This window comes from Novosphingobium capsulatum NBRC 12533 (assembly GCF_001598375.1).
GTDB lineage: Bacteria > Pseudomonadota > Alphaproteobacteria > Sphingomonadales > Sphingomonadaceae > Novosphingobium > Novosphingobium capsulatum.
This window is the reverse complement of record NZ_BCYV01000015.1, coordinates 114,758-131,680: the sequence shown is the minus strand read 5'-3', so window position 1 is coordinate 131,680 and position 16,923 is coordinate 114,758. Positions and strand designations below refer to the sequence as shown.

Below are 16,923 nucleotides of genomic sequence, written 5' to 3'. Positions count from 1 at the left end.
AATGGCTGGTTGGCAGCATCTTGCCGTGCGCGTTGACGGGTGCCGCAGATCGGCGCGCATCGCGTCTGGCAAGGGTTCGCTGGTCACCGTTCCTCATCCCTAATGCACCGACAAACGGGCGGCAACCGCCAAATCGCTGCACCACGGCATAAGCAAACCGCAGGCTATCAAACGGCCCGGGTGACAAATCGTTCCGTCACAATGCGTTTATCCGCTGATTTTGCGGCCTGTTGGCGCCCTTTCCGGTTATGGCCAAACGACGCAGGAGCTGTCTGTGTTTGCGGTGCAGCATTTGCCGTGTTGTGCCCCATGCCGGTGCACGCTATGGGTTGGCAATGGCAACAGCGCCTTGGCAGCATGCGCCAGCTTTGGCGGAACGTCGTCGCGACATAGCTCTATTGCATTAAACTTCGTTCACATGCCGCCTGATGCCGGCGCGGTTCATCAAGGGGTTTGGTCGATGCGTTACGGTCGGGTTCTTGGTCCTGGATACGCCTTGACCGACGATGTCGCCCCAGGCTCGATAATTCCATCGCCAGGGGTTGATCGTTTGTTGTTCCGATTGTCCGAAAGTTTCAAGCCATGAACCCATGGAAAGCAGCGCCATCCAAAATGGCCTTGTCCGACACTGCATCTGCTAACGACGGTGTCTCGCGGCGCGTGATCCTCAATTCGTTGGCCAGCCTTGGTGCTGGCGCGCTGTTGGCGCCAGGCGGCAGTGCCCTGGCGGCAACCCGCAGGGGCCGGCCCCGGATTGGCGTCAACCTTGCCGGCGCAGAGTTCGAGGCGATCGGGGGACGCTGGAAATGGCCTGGCGCTGCCAGCATGAACTATTTCCTGCAAAAGGGCTTCAATATCTTCCGCATCCCGTTCCTGTGGCAGCGGTTGCAGCCCGAACCGGGCGGGCCGCTGCTGGAGTCGGCCCTCACCGGGCTTGACGCGATGGTCGCCGCGATCAACGCGGCCGGCGCTGTCGCCGTCCTCGACTCCCACGACTATGGCCATGTCAACAAGGCAATCATCGGCACGCCCGGTTCGGGCGTGACGATTGATGACTTCGCTGATTTCTGGGGGCGGATGGGCGAGCGGTATCGGCAGCATTCGCTGGTATGGTACGGCCTGATGAACGAGCCGCACGATATGCCGCCGCAGCTCAACCTGGACATGCAGAACGCCGCCGTAAGCGCTATCCGCAGTGCCGGCGCGCGATCGAAGGTATTGTTTTCCGGGATAGCCTGGACCGGTGGCCATTCCTGGCTGTCGAGCGGCAATGCCCAGGTCATGCTCGGGGTCAACGATCCGGTTGGCAATTTCGGCTTCGACATCCACCAGTATCTCAACCGTGGCTATGGCGGCGGGGTGGGGCCGGTGATGCCCGGATCGGGGTCGCAAAGCCTGATCGGCGTGACCAACTGGGCCAGGCAGAATGGCATGAAGCTGTTCGTGGGCGAATTCGGCTGCGGCCCCGCCCCGGAATTCATGAAGGAGTTGACCGACCTGCTCAACTTTATCACGGCAAACCCCGATGTCTTTGTCGGTGCCACCTATTTTGCCGGTGGCGGGACATGGGGACGCAACATGGCGTCGGCAGACCCGGTAGACGGTGTCGAAAAGCCGCAGGTGATTTTGATGCAACATTATCTTTGATGAAATGGCGAATCGTCGGCCTCGGAAGGGGCTGGCCATTCGCCGGCGAGACGGGGCGCGGGCGCGTATTGGGCCTGCCCGATCGCCTGCGACAGCAAATGCGTTGATGCAATGCTGTGGTACAGCGGTGGCGTAAAAAGGGGGCTGGTAGATGGCAGATCTGTTGGGAAAGTTGAAGGCAAAGGGGCGTGTCGCCCGCAATCTGGCAGCGGCCTATTGGCAGGTGCTGAATTTCCCGACGGTGAAGAATCCGCGCCGGCACAGCCTGCCGGGGAAGCTGGTCATGTCGCTCACGTCCTATCCGCTGCGCTTTGGCACGCTGCCGCTGACGCTGCGCAGCATCCTGGACCAAGAGGTGCGCCCGGACGAGGTGCAACTGTGGATTTCGTGGGAAGACAAGGATGCCATCACCGATCGCATCCGCGCGCTCGAAGCGCATGGCCTGACCATTCACTTCTGTGAAAATGCCAAGTCCTACAACAAGATCATTCCATCGCTCGCGCAGGACGGATCAAACTACATCATCACCGTCGATGATGACTGCTATTATCCCCGCGATCTGGTCAAGGTGCTGACCGAGGAATTCGATCCGAACGCACCGGCGATCATCTGCCGCCGCGCGCACGCGATCACGCGGATGGCCGATGGCGCCATCCGGCCCTATCTGGAATGGCAGGGCAACATCGATGAAAACACCCCCGCATCCGCGCCGCGTGGTGATCTGCTGGGCACGGGCCACGGCGGCGTGCTCTATTTCCCCGGCTGCTTTGATCCCGAGGTGCTGGACGCCGCAACGTTCAAGGCGATCTGCCCCAACGCCGACGACGTCTGGCTCTACTGGATGGCCCGCCGCGCCGGCACGCGATACCGCAAGGTGGGGGGCAAGTTCGTGTCGACCAACTGGCGCGGGACGCAGGAAGAATCGCTGATGTCCACCAATGTGTCGCAATCGGGCAATGACGTGCAAATCCAGCGCATGATCGAGCGCTTTGGCATGGTCGATCTCGATTGAGTGGGTGCAGCGCTGTTGCACCCATTGCTGCAAGTGCGAAATGATCAATTGTTTCGCGTTTTCGGATTTGCTAGGCACTTTTGCGCACGCAGTGCGCGCGTGCGGCATGGCCACTCTCATGCCGCCTTGCGTGATCTGCGCATAGTCAGGGACCGGACCAATGTCTTTTTCAGCTGTCATCCCCACCAGCGCCAGCCGTGGCCGGCGCGCGCGCCTGCTGGAAATCATCAAGGCGATCTGCGAGTTCGAGCTGCTCGATGAAGTGATCGTGGTGTGGCAGTCTTTCGAAGAGCCGGGGCCGGAGTTCATTCATCCCAAGGTTCGCATCTTCCTGTGCAAGGTGCGTGCGCTGTCGCTGGCACGCAATCTGGGGGCAAGCCAGGCCAAGGGCGACTGGATCTGGTTCCTCGATGACGACACGATGCCGGCCGCGCCCGATTATCTCGCTCGCGCCCAGCGGGTGCTGACGGAAAACAACCTCGATTTCGTCAATTCCAACGTCTGCGGCGAAGGTGCCAACCAGGTCTCGCGCCGCATCGAAGCCGATGTCGTGTTCGATGAGCGGACCATTTCCGGCAATTTCTGGGAACCGGGCCTGATCCTGCGGCGCACGGTGTTCCTGGCAAACAAGTTTGACGTCCACCTGGGCGTGGGGTGCCTGCACGGCGCGAGCGAAGGGGCAGACCTTGGCCTGCGCCTGCTGCGTTCGGGGCACAGGGGCATGCGCCTGCGCGATCTGGAACTCGATCATCCCGCGATCGAAAAGCCGGCAGACCATCGCAACAAGATGTTCTCCTATGCCTTGGGCAATGGTGCGGTCTCGATCCGCCATCGCGGCTGGACCGGGTATGCCCGCACCGCGGGCCGCGCTGCGGCCAAGATGGTGCTGCTGGCGGTGCAGTTGCGCTTTTCCGAAGCGACCGACTATTTCGTGCGTACCTGCGGCCTGCTCGTCGGCCCGCTGTTGCAGCCGGCACTGCCGGTCAACATGGAGGCGCAACTGCTTGATAGCCCGGTGCTGCTGCAGGAGTATCACCCGGTGGCAGCCTGAGCGGCTGCCCGACGATGGCATTTGGCCGGCGCGGCATTTCCGGGCGGCAGGCCTTGGGGTTGCCGCATCGGCCGAACCGGCCTAAGCACGCGGGCATGGCCGTTTACCTGCATGAAGAAGACTTGCCTTCCGCCGATCTCCTGGCGCCGGGCATCATCGCCGTCGATACCGAAACGATGGGACTGATCACCACGCGCGACCGCTTGTGCGTGGTGCAGATTTCCGACGGGCAGGGGGATGAACACCTCGTGCGGTTCAAGGTGGGTAGCGACTATGCCGCGCCGAACCTGCGCGCCGTGTTGGCTGATCCTGCCCGGCTCAAGCTGTTCCATTTCGCCCGGTTCGACCTGGCGGCGATCCATCATTACCTCGGCGTGATGGCAACGCCGGTGTTCTGCACCAAGATCGCCTCCAAGCTGGTGCGTACTTATACCGATCGCCACGGCCTCAAGGACCTGGTGCGCGAATTGCTGGGCAAGGAGATTTCCAAGCAGCAGCAATCGAGCGACTGGGGCGGCAGCGTGCTGAGCGATCCGCAGCTGGAATACGCCGCGTCCGATGTGCGCTATCTCCACGGTGCCCACGCCATCCTGGTGGAACGTCTGGCGCGGGAAAAGCGTTCGGAAATCGCCCAGGCCTGCTTCGACTTCCTGCCAACGCGCGCGTTGCTCGACATTGCCGGCTGGGCCGACCGCGATATCTTCAGCCACGAGTAAGCCTGCACCTGCCATGATCTTCACGCCATGACCATCCAGGCAGAACAGATGCGCAGCCGCCGTCGGCACAAGGCGGCACCGGGCGGGCGGCATGATCGCACCGTGCGCATGCTGGCCGTGGTGCTGCCTGGCTTGATCGGTGCGCTCTTGGCGGTGATGGTGTTGAGCCCGCTGGCCCCGCGCGGCGAGATCAGCTTTCTGCTCGATCGCACCAAGGTGGCCGTCGTGCAGGATCGCCTCAAGGTCGTCAGTGCGATGTATCGCGGGGCAGATAACAAGGGGCGGACCTTTTCGGTAACGGCCGGCAACGCTGTGCAGCATTCGGCCGCGCAGGATGTGGTCCAGCTCAAGGACGTGACCGCCCGGGTCATGCTCAAGAATGGCCCCGCGATCCTGACGACGCAGCAAGGCGCCTATGATTTCGGGCGGCAGTTCATTACCGTGCCGGGCGTGGTCAATTTCGAAAGCTCCGATGGGTATCGCATGATCACCGACGGTGCCTCGATCGACCTGACCAAGCGGCAACTGGTCAGCGATGGCCACGTCGATGGCCGCCTGCCTACCGGCACTTTTTCAGCGGACCGCATCGTTGCCAATCTTGACGATCGGGTTGTGACGCTGGAAGGGCATGCCCACATGCGGATGGACCAGGGCAAGCTGCCGCTGCCGGCCAAACCCTGAGGCCTGCCACGCCGTACCGCGCGATTCGATGAGGACAACGCTGAAGATGATCGACCCGCTTCCTTCCTCGCCGCGCACCGCTGGCCGCGTGTCCACGCGGGTTCTGGCACTGCGTTCGCTGGCCTGCGGCTTTGCCCTGTCGGCTGCGGTGGTGGCCGGGGCTTCGCATCTCGATGCGCAGACCTTTGGCAAGCACAACTCCAATGCGCCCGTGAATTTCGGGGCAGACCGCATGGAGTTGCAGGACAAGCAGAAGCGCGTGGTGCTGACCGGCAACGTCGATATCACCCAGGAAGACCTGCGGCTCCAGGCCGCGCGCACCACGCTCGCCTATACCGACGCGCAGACGGTACAGGTGCAGCGCATTGATGCAGCCGGCGGCGTGGTGGTCACGCGGGGCGACCAGCGTGCCAGCGGCAACACGGCCGTCTATGATATTCCGCGCAAGATCATCACCATGGTGGGTAATGTCGCGCTGCGCCGGGGCAAGGATACGCTCAACGGTGGCCGCCTGGTGATCGACCTCAACACCGGGCTATCGAGCGTGGATGGGCGCAGCGGCGGCGCGCCGAGCGGCACGGGCGGCACCACCACGACATCGAGCGGCCGCGTGACCGGCACGTTCAACGTGGCCAAGAAGGCCAGCTGACCGCTTTCCCAGACGCGGGCGTGCGTTACACTTTGTTCGCTTCTGCCGGCTATGGCGGGAGCGAGCGCGCGGCGTTGTTGCCCGAACATGGAGATGCGGCTTGGCTACCCTGGTTACCGGCAATGCCGGCTTCATCGGCTTTCACACCGCCAAGACCTTGCTCGAACGCGGCGATGCCGTGGTCGGCCTAGACGTGGTCAACGATTACTATGATCCCGCAATCAAGGAAGCGCGGCTCAAGATCCTTGCGGAAACCGCCGCTCGCACCGGAGCTCCCTATCGCTTCTTCCGCGCCAATCTGGCCGATCGCGCCGCGGTAGAGGAAGCGTTTACCCAAGGCGGGGTGCGCCGCGTGGTCAATCTCGCGGCACAGGCGGGCGTGCGCTATTCGATCGAAAATCCCCACGCCTATGTTGAAAGCAACATCGTGGGCTTTACCAATATCCTCGAGGCCTGCCGCCATGGTGGGATCGAGCATCTGGTCTATGCCTCGACCAGTTCGGTCTATGGCGCCAACAAGGCGATGCCGTTCAGCGAGCATGTCGGCGTCGACCATCCCCTGCAGTTCTACGCGGCCACCAAGAAGGCCAACGAGCTGATGGCGCACAGCTACAGCCATCTCTATCGGCTGCCGACGACTGGCCTGCGCTTCTTCACGGTCTATGGCCCGTGGGGCCGGCCGGACATGGCGCTGTTCCTGTTTGCCCGGGCCATTCTCGATGGCACGCCGATCAACGTGTTCAACCACGGCAACCACACGCGCGATTTCACCTATGTGGATGATATCGTTGCTGGCGTGATTCGCGCGCTCGATCGCCCGGCCCAGCCTGATCCGGCGTGGGACGCGATGAAGCCCGATCCGGCCACGTCCAACGCGCCCTATCGCATCTATAACATTGGCAACAACGCCCCGGTGAAGTTGACCGCCTATATCGAGGCGCTGGAAAACGCGCTGGGACGCAAGGCGCAGCGCAACCTGCTGCCGCTGCAGCCGGGTGACGTGCCCGATACCTATGCCGATGTGACGGATCTGGAACGCGATCTGGGCTACAAGCCGGCCACGAGTGTTGAGGCCGGTGTAGGCGCGTTCGTTGATTGGTTCCGCGCCTACGTGGCGCCATCACGCTGACCCTCGCCCAATGCTGACAGGCGTCCTGCGCAGCGCGGGACGCCTTCGTCGCATTTTGTGCGCAGCACGTGGGCGTCTGTGAGCGGCGGCTTGACGGATTGTGTTGCGCGCTGAAACGACGCGCAAAAGCGACGAGCGGAGATTCGCCCACAGCAAACCCGCGACAAGACTGCTGGCCTGTGCAATGCGCTGATGGCAAACTATACCGCAAGGCATAGTCGAGGGATTTTGCCTGCCAATTGGGGTATTGTGCAAAGCAGCATAAGCTGGCATTCCGCAACAGATAGATCGAAAATGGGGCGTCCCGCGTGGCAGCCGGCGGTGCAGGCCAAAGGCTACCCTTTCTGCAGGAGCAAGGAATAACGTGAGGTCCAACTCGAATATCGCGCTTGTATTGGGCGCTGCCGCAGCGCTGGTTTGTTCCATCGCTTTTGGCGCGGCAGTTGCCGATGCAAGGCCTGTTCGTGGCAAAGAGGCCTACGAAGTGGCGCCTCCCCAGGCAGACACCAAGATGCCAGCCAGTGTGGCGATCGGCGTGGGCGACGAATTGACGCTCACGGTTCTGGGTGAGCCCGACCTGAGCGCGCCGCGCCTGATCGTTGATGAAGCCGGCCGCATCCAACTGCCGCTGGCAGGATCGGTGCTGGTGGCCGGGCTCTCTCCGGCTGACGCGTCTCGCGCGATCGAGAAGGTGCTGGGCGAGAAATACCTGCGCAACCCGCAGGTGGCCATCAACGTGGCAACCCCGGCGCAGAAGTTGGTTTCGGTCGAAGGCCAGGTCAATCGCGCTGGCGCCTATCCGGTGCAGTCGAACACCACGCTGCTGGGCGCAATCTCGATGGCGTCGAGCCCCACGCGCATCGCCAAGCTGGATGAGACGATCCTGTTCAGGACGGTCAACGGCCAGCGCATGGCGGCACGCTTTGACATCGATCGTATCCGCAAGGGGCTGGACCCCGACCCGCAGATCATTGGCGGCGACGTGGTCGTGGTCGGCTTCTCGCAGACCAAGTCGGCCTATCGCGACCTGATTTCCATGGCTGGGCTCCTCAACGTTCTTCGGAACTTCTAAAATCGGCGGTAGTGTGAACAAAAATCTTTCCTACGCTGCGGCCGATCAATTCGTGCCCAGAGCCTTCATGGACCAGGCGGACGAACCCAACGGGGCCGGCGAAGCCGGTTCCTCGATCGATCTGCGCAAGCTGTTCATGGTGGTTCGCGCCAACCTGTGGATCATCTGCCTGATCGTGGGGGCGGCGCTGGCTCTCGCGCTGGTCATCACGATGCTGATGACGCCACACTTCACCGCGACGTCCACGGTGCAGATCAACAACCAGTCTGCCCAGGTTCTGGCTGATGATCAGGACCCCTCGCAGTCTGAAGCCGCCTCGGCGGGGGATACCGATCGCTTCCTCAAGACGCAGATCGCGATCCTCAACAGCCGGGCGATCGCCGATCGCGTGGCCCAGCGCCTGCGCCTGGTCGACAACGCCAGCTTCTATGCCGGCATGGGCGTGCCTGCACCAAAGCCGACCGCCACGGCGGCGCAGCGCCGCGCCTATACGCTGTCGCTGCTCAACAAGGCAGAGCTGGCTGACATCACGCCGGCATCGCGCCTTGCCACGATCAGCTTTACCAGCATCGATCCCAAGCTTTCGGCCAATATCGCCAATGCCTGGGCCGAGGAATTCATCCAGGCCAACCTGCAGCGCCGCTATGACAGCTCTGCCTATGCGCGGGACTTCATCTCCGGGCAGCTGGCCGAAGCCAAGGCCAAGCTCGAACAGTCCGAGCGTGACCTGAACGAATACGCGCGCAAGGCGGGCCTGATCCGTCTGCACGACGCCGGCGCATCTGACGCGGCGGGCGGCGGGGGCGGCGATAGCGGCGGATCGGTGACGATGTCGACGCTGCTGCAGATCAATACGGCACTGAGCAATGCGCAGGTTACCCGCGTGGCGGCAGAACAGCGTTGGCGTGCGCTTTCCAGCGGCAACCTGATGGGCGCGCCGGAAGTCTTGACCAACCAGTCGATCTCCACGCTGCTCACCGCCCGCGCTACGGCCCAGGCTGATCTGGAACGGGAGCGTGCGCGCCACCTCGACGAGTATCCCACGGTACAGGCGGCCAAGGCGCAGATCGCTGCGATCAACCAGCAGATCAACGCCATCGCCCAAAGCATCCGCGCCTCGGTCAAGGAGCAGTATGATGCGGCCCTCAACGCCGAGCAGAAGCTGACCGCACAGCTGAGTGAACTCAAGGGTTCGACCCTGGCCGAACAGGACCGTTCGGTGCAGTACAACCTGCTCGCCCGCGAGGCGACGACCAACCGCACACTCTACGACGGCCTGCTGCAGCGCTACAAAGAACTGAACGCGGCCGCCGGCATCAGCGCCAGCAATATCGCGATCATCGATTCGGCCGAACCGCCCAGCATGCCGAGCTCGCCCGTGCTACTCAACAACATGCTGATCGCCTTGCTGGCTGGCTTGGTCATTTCCGGCTTGGTGGTGCTCGTGCGCTTCCAGCTGGACGATGCGGTGCGTGTGCCCGAAGACATCGAGGAAAAGCTGGCGATGCCGCTCCTTGGCGTCATCCCCAAGTCGCAGGACACGACGCCGGGCGAAGCTCTGGCCGATCCGAAGTCGGCGGTCAGCGAAAGCTACAACTCGCTGCGTGGTTCGCTGCTCTACTCGACGGCGAATGGTCTGCCCAAGACCATCCTCATCACCAGCTCGCAGCCGTCTGAAGGCAAGTCGACCACCAGCGTCGCCGTCAGCCGCGGCCTTGCCCGCCTGGGCCGCAAGGTGCTGCTGCTCGACGTCGACATGCGGCGCCCCGCGCTGCATGCGGTTATCGGCGTTGCCAACGACAAGGGCATGTCGAGCCTGCTGACCGGCCAGCACACCATCGACGACGTGCTGCACGCGACCGACGAGGAAAACTTCACGGTGATCACCTCGGGTCCGCTGCCGCCGAGCCCGACCGAATTGATCAGCTCGGGCCGCCTGGCCGGCGTGCTCAATGAGCTGAGCGAACGGTTTGACGTGGTCATCCTCGACAGCCCGCCGGTGCTGGGCCTGGCCGATGCTCCGCTGATGGCGGCGATCGTCGAAGGCGTGGTCATGGTGGTGCAGTCCGATCGTAGCCGGCGTGGCTCGCTGCGGGCCTCGCTGCGTCGCCTGCGCGGCATGCAGCCCAACGTTCTGGGCGCAGTGCTTACGATGTTCGATGCCTCGCGCGTCGGCAACCGCTACTCGGAATACTACGGCTACAACTACTACCGCTACACGTCAGAAAACGCGAACTGAGTGCAAACCGTGGCAAAGATGTCTGGGCAGCGCTGGGCCAGTATCTGCCTTGCCGTGCTCCTGCTCGGCTATGCCACGGTTGCCGCGATCAACGGGTTGGGGCGCTGGATCTCTGATGAGGGAGATCCGCACGCCCCGCCCGTTTTCCCTTATGACACCATGGCCGCGCGTGCGCTGGCGACGCGGTCCCTGGTCAACAATGCTCCGGCGCAGGCATTGCCTTTCGCGCGCATGGCATTGCTCGGTGACCCTGTCGATGCCCAGGTCGTGGGGCTGATCGGCCGCTCCGAAATCCTGCTGGGCCATGGCGACAAGGCCGATGCCGCCTTCCGCGTCTCGGCCGGGTTGGGCTGGCGGGATACGGCCACCCAGCTCTACTGGTATTCGCGGGCGTTCGACCTCGGCGACGCTGAAATGGCGGCACAGCGGCTCGACGCCGTGCTGCGCCAGGATCCTGATTTCCTTGCGCGTGATTCCTCTTTTGCCGATCTGACCGCCAGTCCCGAAGGGCGTGGGGCCTTGGCGGCGCGCCTGGCCGAGCATCCAGCCTGGACAGTCAAGTTCTATGCGCCGCGCGATGCCCTTACGCCTGAATTGCTGACCGATCGCGCCGACGTGGTGCGGCGCATGCCCAAGGCGGCGCTGCAATGCGCCGACGTCGCGCCGCTGGTCAACCGCATGCTCCAGGCCAATCTGCTCGACGAAGGGCAAGATCTGTGGTCGCGCGCCTGCGATCCAGAACCGGGCCTCGTTCACGACGGGCATTTCCGTGGGCTCGATCTCGACGGTAAGGGGAATGTGACCTTTTTCAACTGGCAGTTGCCCGCCAGTGGCACGGTGGAACTGCTGTTTGACGAAGCGGCCAATGGATCGCGGACGCTCGACATGCGCGTCAACGGTGGCATTTCGCGTTCGGTGCTGCGACAGCTGACGATTCTTTCGCCTGGCCGCTACAAGCTGTCGTGGGCCATGCCTGAGCAAGGCCCGGCTGCGCTCGCCGCCTTGCGCGTGGGCATCGGCTGCACCGCCGATCGCGGCGAGGCGGTTGCGGCCCAGGCCGATCCCGCGGCACCGGGACGGGCCATGATCGAAACCGCGATCGACGATACCTGCCGGGCGCGGCTGATCTCGTTCTGGCTGGCGCCTGGTACGCGCGTTCATATTTCCGACGTGCGGCTGGAGCGTGTCGGCGCCTGATAGCCTTCGTTGCTACAGGCGCAACGGCAGAACGCAGCAATACGCGAGGCAATGATCTCATCTGCTGCGCAGCGGCTCTTGCTGCACTGCAAAACGCAAGGTAGGAGAACCGGGGACGTTGCGGGGCCCGGCCAGCATCTTGTGCTGCAGCCCCGACAAGCGCTGGAGCGGTTTCGAACACGATGAGCTATTCAAAACTCGCTGTCAGAGGCGCACTCTGGTCCTTGCTGCAGGTGCTGGCAGAGCGTTTGACCCAAACCGTGGTCATGCTCACCGCAGCGCTGTTTCTCGGCCCGCATGATTTCGGCGTTGCCGCGATGGCGACGGCGCCGGCGCTGATCGCCGCATCGACCCTGCAAACCGGCAACCAGATGATCGTCCAGCGCGACGAAGCGACGCAGCATTTTCTCGATACTGCGTTCTGGCTGTTCCTGCTGCTGGGCGCGGCGTGCGCGGTCTTCGTAGTGGGGCTGGCATTGGTGTTCCGGGCCATGCCGGGCTACGAGACGGTGTGGCTTATGATTCTGCCCACGGCGCTGGCGCCGTTGTTGGCGGCGGTGGGCGTGGTGCCGGAAGGCCTGCTGATGCGCACGTTTGCCTATCGCGTGCTGGCCATCCGCAAGACCGTGGGCCAGGCGATCGCCGGCGTCGCATGCTGTGGGTTGGCGGTGTACGGCTTTGGCGCGTGGAGCATCGTGGTGCAGGTCACCGTGGCGCCGATCATTTCCACCGCGATCAGCCTGATCGCGGCGAAATGGCGCCCGCGCGGCGTCGCCACGTTCCGCGAAATGGGCTCGCTCACGCGGTTCTCCGGTGCGCTGCTCGGCTGGTCGATGCTCAACCAGGTCAACGTGCGTTCGGTCGATCTCGTCGTGGGCCTGATCGCCGGGCCAACGGCAACGGGGGTTTTCCGCCTGGCCCGCACCGTGCTCGATCTGGCCACCAGCCTGTTCATGAACCCGATCAACGGCATCCTGCTGCCGATCTTCTCGCGCATGGTGGGTGACCGGGAACGCACGCTGGAGGCGATGTGGCAGGCCTGCGGCGTGGCCAGCGTGATTGCCCCGGTCTCGTTCCTCGGTTCCGCATTTGCCAGCCCGTTCGTCAGCGCGGTGATCTTCTCCAACAAGTGGCCGCATCTTTCCGAAACGGTGACCTTGTTCCTGCTGTCGCTGCCCTCGGTTGCCGTGATGGTGCCGGTGCAGACCTATCTGGTCGCCAGCGGCCGTCCCAAGCTGCCGTTCTTCAACAACCTCTACCAGACCGTTGCCAACGTCATCATGGTGGCCTTGGGCGCGTGGTTCGGCATCATCTGGGCGGCCGGAATGTTCAGCCTGCGCTGCCTGCTCGGCGCAGCGGCACTGCTGGTCGTGCTCAAGCGCGTGTCGCCCGATATCCGGATGACCAACCAGGCTGCGGCGACGACCGTGCCGCTGCTGGTGGCCGTGGGCATTGCCGTGGCGCTGCATGGCGTGGTGTGGATGCTGCATCTTGACCTGGCCAAGCTGGTGCCGGCGCTGATCATGACCACCGTGGCCATGCTGATCTATGCCGGGGTGTCGCTGGTGATGTTCCGGGCCTGGATCGATTTCGTGATCCGCGCCATCCGCAAGCGCTAGAGTGCGATGACAAAAAGTGGGAACCGGTTTTTTGGCAAAAATCGCACGACCACAAAAGTTTAGAGCCTGATGGCGTTTCAACGAAACGTCATCAGGCTCTAAGGCACGGCGGGCGGGCTTGGCGCGCCCGCCTTATTTCGCCCGCGCAGCCTTGATGCGGCCAATCAGCGCCTGGGCAATGCCGCCCCAGCTGAAAGCATGGGCATAGTGCGCGACATCCTGTGCCGAAGGCGGCGTTGCGGCCGCTTCGCGCACGATCGCGGCGAGGTCAGCGGCACTGATCGACAGCGGGGCAAAGCGCGCCCACGGCGGCGCCACGCGGCGGTGGATCTCGATGTCGCTGCACACCACTGGCAAGCCCAGGCTCGCCGCCTCGACCAGTGGCATGTTGAACCCTTCGGCCAGCGACATGCTCACGAAGCAGTCAGCCGATTGGTATAGGCCCAGAAGGGCAGCGTCCGACGCATGCCCGTGCCATTCCACGCGGGCCTCGTGGCGCGCCAGACGGCTGTCCCAGGTTTCCGCGATCGGGCCCCAGCCGCGTCGGCCGACGATCTGCACGCGCCACGGCGCCGGCAGGGCTTCGGCCAGATCGAGCACGGCGTCATAGTTCTTGCGTGGCTCGATCGTGCCCACGGCAATGATCTGCGCCTGGCCGCGATCGGGCGCCGGGGCCAGGGACAGATCGATGCCGGGAGCATTGCCGATCGTGCCCACGGGGCGGTGCAGGATCGCGCTCAGGCTATCGGCCATCAATGTGGTGGGGGCCATGACATCGCCATAGCGGCGCGCCATGGCGGCCTCGCAATGTTTGAACAGAAAGCGCCCGCGCAGGTTCATCGCTTCGCCCCGCGTCCAGGGAAAATCGTCATGAATGATGCGGAATACCGGTGCCTTGCCGAGCAGGGCCAGCGGGCTGGACGGGAACGCCGGACAAACCAGCGCATCGCAGTCTACATCGCGAAAGGCTTGTGAACGGGGCAGGGCTAGCCAACCGCGGAAGCCGCCATCGACCGCAATAACGTTCGGGCCATCGAGCACGGTCGAGCGCCGATCGACGAAGGCCACGGTGTCCGGGGCGTGCTCGCGCATCGCCTTGAACAGGTTGATGGCATAGCGCTCGATCCCGGTGGAGGCATTGGGCCGCGTGGCCAGAACCAAATCAACCGCAATCGCCACCGTCAGTTTCCCCGCAATGTCTGGTCCCGCCTTGCGCAGGTGGACCCGTTCCGTGCAACTATTGGAGCCTATTGCGCTGCAATGCAACATTTCCTGCCGGTCTGCTTCCAGCGTGCTGACAGGCTGCCGCAAGATGCGCTGGTTGCGCGGCGGGGCGGGGTGTGGGCGCGCTTGCACCGGGCCGTTACTCTCGTCTATGCTGCACAACAGCAAGACCCCGGCGCGGCCGGAGAGCAAAGGCCAGGCCTGCAATGAAAAACTCCTCCCAAGCCCTTGCGGCGATGCCGGCTGCCAGCGCTCTGCCACGGCCCATCGCCCCGCGCCGGGGCCCCGCTCCCGACCTCAAGACCATGGCCCAGGCCGAAACCCACGCCTGGCTGTGCTTCCTCGCGGTAGCCGGGTCGATGTTCCTGAATTTCGTGCTGGCCATTGCCAATGCCCACGGCATCGGCATGAACAACACGTCCGTGACGGTAGCGCAGATTGCAGTCACCGCAATTTCGGGCGGATTGATCCTGTTATGGCCCATTCGCCTCACCATCCAGGAGCAATGTTCGCTCGGGATGCTGTTGCTGCTTTTGCTGATGGGAACCGCGATCAACGGCTTCGATGCCAAGGCTATCTACGATTGCGTTTTCATCCCGCTTTATATTGCGTTGGGACGCTCGGCCCGGTTTGTGAAGCCCTTGTGGATGCACTGCCTGCTGATCGCGGTTTGCCTGGTCGTGGCTCTGGAGGCGGTGGCGCCAACTGCCTTCACCACCCTTGCCAACCCCTCGCGCTTTCTCATCGCGACGCGCAGCTGGGTGGCCAATGCCGGCCTTAGTGCGAAAATGCAGGACGGCCTTTACGCCGGTGCCTATCGCAGCAGCGGTTCGTTCTTCGCGATATCCAGCCACCGCGTTGGCGGTCCGTTTCTAGAGCCGCTATCGCTTGGGTACTTCGGTTTCATCATGGCGACCTATTATGGTGCCGTTTACAACGGCCGCATGATCGTGCGCCTGGGCTGCATTGCGGTTTGCCTGCTGCTCGCGCTGATGTCCGACTCCCGCGCGGCCTCTGCGCTGATCGCCTTGTCGGCGGTTATTTTCCTGCTGCGCATCCGCTTGATCCCGCTTGCAGCCTTTGTCGCACCGGTGATCGTCCTTACCGTTGCTGGCCTGTATTATGCGTTCTCTCGCGGAAACGACAGCTCTGAGTTTGTGTACCGGATCGGCTTGACGTTCGATGTTATCTCTCAAACATCCGTATGGAATTTGTTGATTGGTAACGTCGTTAGCGACCGGATTGGCGATAGTGGTATTCTTTACATGATGCGGGCCATGGGGTTCATGGGCATATTCGTGGGAGTATTTCACTATTCGGGGGTATGGACCCGGCGCCCCGGCGGCAATGCCACCCTCTCTGCCATCATGAGTTTCTACATCACCGCCATGTTGCTGTTCGGCGGCGCGGTTTTCTCGATCAAGACGGCCAGCCTGTTGGGTTTTCTGGTGGGTATCGCTAGCTGGCCCGAAGACGTGTCGCGCTATGCGCTCGCGATGATTACGCGAAAAACGCCAAAGTATCCTTCAGCCAGAAGGGCTTACACGTAAAGATGGCGCGATCTGCGTCGCACGGAAACGTACTCACATTTTCGGGGTGGTGTTGATATCCATGGGGAATAGCTTTCAAAATCCACCTGAAATTGTCGAGGTGAATCGTAAGAAGGCGATTTTCTCTGGCTTGGATACATTGCGGTTCGTGACCGCCATGTGGGTGGCGTTTTCGCACGGGGCACGCTTCCCGATCGATAGCCTCGTCCAGCCCGATACGCTGTTTCACAAGCTGCTCTACATGCTGTGCAAGACGACGTTCAACGGCACGGCGGCGGTGGCGGTATTCTTTCTGATTTCCGGCTTCCTGATCCATGGCGCCAGCCTGCGGCGCCAGCAGATCGATCCGCTGCCGTTCCTCACCCGGCGCGGCGTACGGATCTGCCTGCCGCTGGTCGTGGTGCTGGTGGCAGCGTGGCTGTTGGGGCCAGACTATCAGGAATCGCTCTCGCACGTGACCTGGTCGGTCTATGCCGAAATCATCTATTACGCGCTCTATCCGCTGGTCTTTCCGCTGATCATCCGCTTCGGCATCGGGCGGGTCTTGCTCGTGTCGCAGGTCATTTCGCTGGCCATGATCGCCACGCATCCCGGCAACATCTACCTTTGGTCGTTCGGTTGGCCGCTGACCTGGCTGTTCTGCGCGCCGCTGTGGCTGATGGGGTGCTATCTGGCTGAGCATATCGACGGCATTACCAAGGCATCGGCCGCCGTTCCGGTCTGGGCCTATCGCGTCGGCGCCGTGGCGTTCTGCTATCTGACGACGGTTTTGTCGGCCCACGCCGGTCGTATCTCGATCGGCTACACCTGGACGATCTGGGTGTTCGGCGTGTTCTGCATGTTCTGGCTGGCGGCGGAAATGGCGCGTGGCACTGGCGCGCGCCCGGTCGCCTGGCTGGAGCGCTTCGGCCTGGCAGGTTACTCGCTGTACCTCACGCACAAGTTTGTCGTGGCGCTGGTGGCGCCGCTGCTGGCCACCAACCCGATCGCCTTCTGGGTCTTGGTGAACCTTGGCATTCTTGTGGTGGGCTGGGCCTTCTACAAGGCGGTGGAGGCACCATCGCACCATCTCGCCCGCGCCTTGGGCAAGCGGCTGGAGAATAGAGGTAAGGCCGCCGCGATCAGCGCCTGAGGCGC

General features: G+C 63.1%; 15 protein-coding genes. 13 read left to right on the top strand and 2 right to left on the bottom strand.

What is annotated here, in order from left to right; genetic code table 11:
- Positions 1-403: 403 nt before the first annotated feature.
- Complete coding sequence (locus SCA01S_RS22605; protein WP_158272932.1) at positions 404-607, bottom strand: hypothetical protein; 204 nt, start codon at positions 605-607, stop codon at positions 404-406.
- Positions 608-618: 11 nt separating this feature from the next.
- On the opposite strand from SCA01S_RS22605, the gene SCA01S_RS15195 reads away from it, so the two are divergent.
- The 11 genes from SCA01S_RS15195 (at position 619) to SCA01S_RS15145 (ending at position 13,012) form a co-directional block, all read left to right on the top strand.
- Positions 619-1,647, top strand: a complete 1,029-nt coding sequence (locus tag SCA01S_RS15195; RefSeq protein ID WP_167542913.1) for a glycoside hydrolase family 5 protein — start codon at positions 619-621, stop codon at positions 1,645-1,647.
- A gap of 151 nt (positions 1,648-1,798) precedes the next feature.
- Positions 1,799-2,659 carry a glycosyltransferase family A protein gene (locus SCA01S_RS15190; RefSeq protein WP_062787062.1) on the top strand — a complete coding sequence of 287 codons (861 nt, stop codon included), beginning with the start codon at positions 1,799-1,801 and terminating at the stop codon, positions 2,657-2,659.
- 160 nt (positions 2,660-2,819) lie between these two features.
- Positions 2,820-3,710: a glycosyltransferase family 2 protein gene (locus SCA01S_RS15185; RefSeq protein WP_062787059.1), complete on the top strand. Its 891-nt coding sequence runs from the start codon at positions 2,820-2,822 to the stop codon at positions 3,708-3,710.
- 95 nt (positions 3,711-3,805) lie between these two features.
- Positions 3,806-4,426: a ribonuclease D gene (locus SCA01S_RS15180; RefSeq protein ID WP_062787057.1), complete on the top strand. Its 621-nt coding sequence runs from the start codon at positions 3,806-3,808 to the stop codon at positions 4,424-4,426.
- 27 nt (positions 4,427-4,453) lie between these two features.
- On the top strand, positions 4,454-5,107 hold the full coding sequence (gene lptC, locus SCA01S_RS15175; RefSeq protein ID WP_062787055.1) for an LPS export ABC transporter periplasmic protein LptC: 654 nt from the start codon (positions 4,454-4,456) through the stop codon (positions 5,105-5,107).
- 46 nt (positions 5,108-5,153) lie between these two features.
- Positions 5,154-5,756 (top strand): LptA/OstA family protein, encoded by a 603-nt coding sequence (locus SCA01S_RS15170; RefSeq protein ID WP_062787053.1) that lies wholly within the window; start codon positions 5,154-5,156, stop codon positions 5,754-5,756.
- Between the two features lie 100 nt (positions 5,757-5,856).
- The gene (locus SCA01S_RS15165) at positions 5,857-6,885 is read left to right on the top strand and encodes an NAD-dependent epimerase (protein ID WP_062787051.1); all 1,029 of its coding nucleotides are present in this window, start codon (positions 5,857-5,859) and stop codon (positions 6,883-6,885) included.
- 511 nt (positions 6,886-7,396) lie between these two features.
- Entirely contained in the window at positions 7,397-7,957 is a 561-nt protein-coding gene (locus tag SCA01S_RS15160; RefSeq protein WP_133726803.1) for a polysaccharide biosynthesis/export family protein, read from the top strand.
- A gap of 52 nt (positions 7,958-8,009) precedes the next feature.
- The gene (locus SCA01S_RS15155) at positions 8,010-10,196 is read left to right on the top strand and encodes a GumC family protein (RefSeq protein ID WP_245652653.1); all 2,187 of its coding nucleotides are present in this window, start codon (positions 8,010-8,012) and stop codon (positions 10,194-10,196) included.
- Between the two features lie 9 nt (positions 10,197-10,205).
- A complete protein-coding gene (locus tag SCA01S_RS15150) occupies positions 10,206-11,393 on the top strand; it encodes a hypothetical protein (RefSeq protein WP_157089003.1) in 1,188 nt (395 codons plus the stop codon).
- 182 nt (positions 11,394-11,575) lie between these two features.
- Positions 11,576-13,012: an oligosaccharide flippase family protein gene (locus tag SCA01S_RS15145; protein ID WP_084391037.1), complete on the top strand. Its 1,437-nt coding sequence runs from the start codon at positions 11,576-11,578 to the stop codon at positions 13,010-13,012.
- Positions 13,013-13,144: 132 nt separating this feature from the next.
- On the opposite strand, the gene SCA01S_RS15140 is transcribed toward SCA01S_RS15145, so the two are convergent.
- Positions 13,145-14,191, bottom strand: coding sequence for a glycosyltransferase (locus tag SCA01S_RS15140; RefSeq protein ID WP_062787042.1), 1,047 nt, complete (start codon positions 14,189-14,191; stop codon positions 13,145-13,147).
- Between the two features lie 251 nt (positions 14,192-14,442).
- Here SCA01S_RS15140 and SCA01S_RS15135 point away from each other — a divergent pair, with 251 nt between their 5' ends.
- Both SCA01S_RS15135 and SCA01S_RS15130 read left to right on the top strand, forming a co-directional pair.
- Positions 14,443-15,786 carry a hypothetical protein gene (locus tag SCA01S_RS15135; protein WP_157089002.1) on the top strand — a complete coding sequence of 448 codons (1,344 nt, stop codon included), beginning with the start codon at positions 14,443-14,445 and terminating at the stop codon, positions 15,784-15,786.
- A 61-nt stretch (positions 15,787-15,847) separates the two neighbouring features.
- A complete protein-coding gene (locus tag SCA01S_RS15130) occupies positions 15,848-16,918 on the top strand; it encodes an acyltransferase family protein (RefSeq protein WP_084391035.1) in 1,071 nt (356 codons plus the stop codon).
- The last annotated feature ends 5 nt before the right edge of the window (positions 16,919-16,923 follow it).

Excerpts from the sequence above, each read along its gene's own strand:
- SCA01S_RS22605 (WP_158272932.1), bottom strand. The coding sequence starts at position 607 with ATGGCGCTGCTTTCCATGGGTTCATGGCTTGAAACTTTCGGACAATCG.
- SCA01S_RS15190 (WP_062787062.1), top strand. The coding sequence starts at position 1,799 with ATGGCAGATCTGTTGGGAAAGTTGAAGGCAAAGGGGCGTGTCGCCCGC.
- SCA01S_RS15185 (WP_062787059.1), top strand. The coding sequence starts at position 2,820 with ATGTCTTTTTCAGCTGTCATCCCCACCAGCGCCAGCCGTGGCCGGCGC.
- SCA01S_RS15180 (WP_062787057.1), top strand. The coding sequence starts at position 3,806 with ATGGCCGTTTACCTGCATGAAGAAGACTTGCCTTCCGCCGATCTCCTG.
- lptC (WP_062787055.1), top strand. The coding sequence starts at position 4,454 with ATGACCATCCAGGCAGAACAGATGCGCAGCCGCCGTCGGCACAAGGCG.
- SCA01S_RS15170 (WP_062787053.1), top strand. The coding sequence starts at position 5,154 with ATGATCGACCCGCTTCCTTCCTCGCCGCGCACCGCTGGCCGCGTGTCC.
- SCA01S_RS15160 (WP_133726803.1), top strand. The coding sequence starts at position 7,397 with ATGCCAGCCAGTGTGGCGATCGGCGTGGGCGACGAATTGACGCTCACG.
- SCA01S_RS15145 (WP_084391037.1), top strand. The coding sequence starts at position 11,576 with ATGAGCTATTCAAAACTCGCTGTCAGAGGCGCACTCTGGTCCTTGCTG.
- SCA01S_RS15135 (WP_157089002.1), top strand. The coding sequence starts at position 14,443 with ATGAAAAACTCCTCCCAAGCCCTTGCGGCGATGCCGGCTGCCAGCGCT.
- SCA01S_RS15130 (WP_084391035.1), top strand. The coding sequence starts at position 15,848 with ATGGGGAATAGCTTTCAAAATCCACCTGAAATTGTCGAGGTGAATCGT.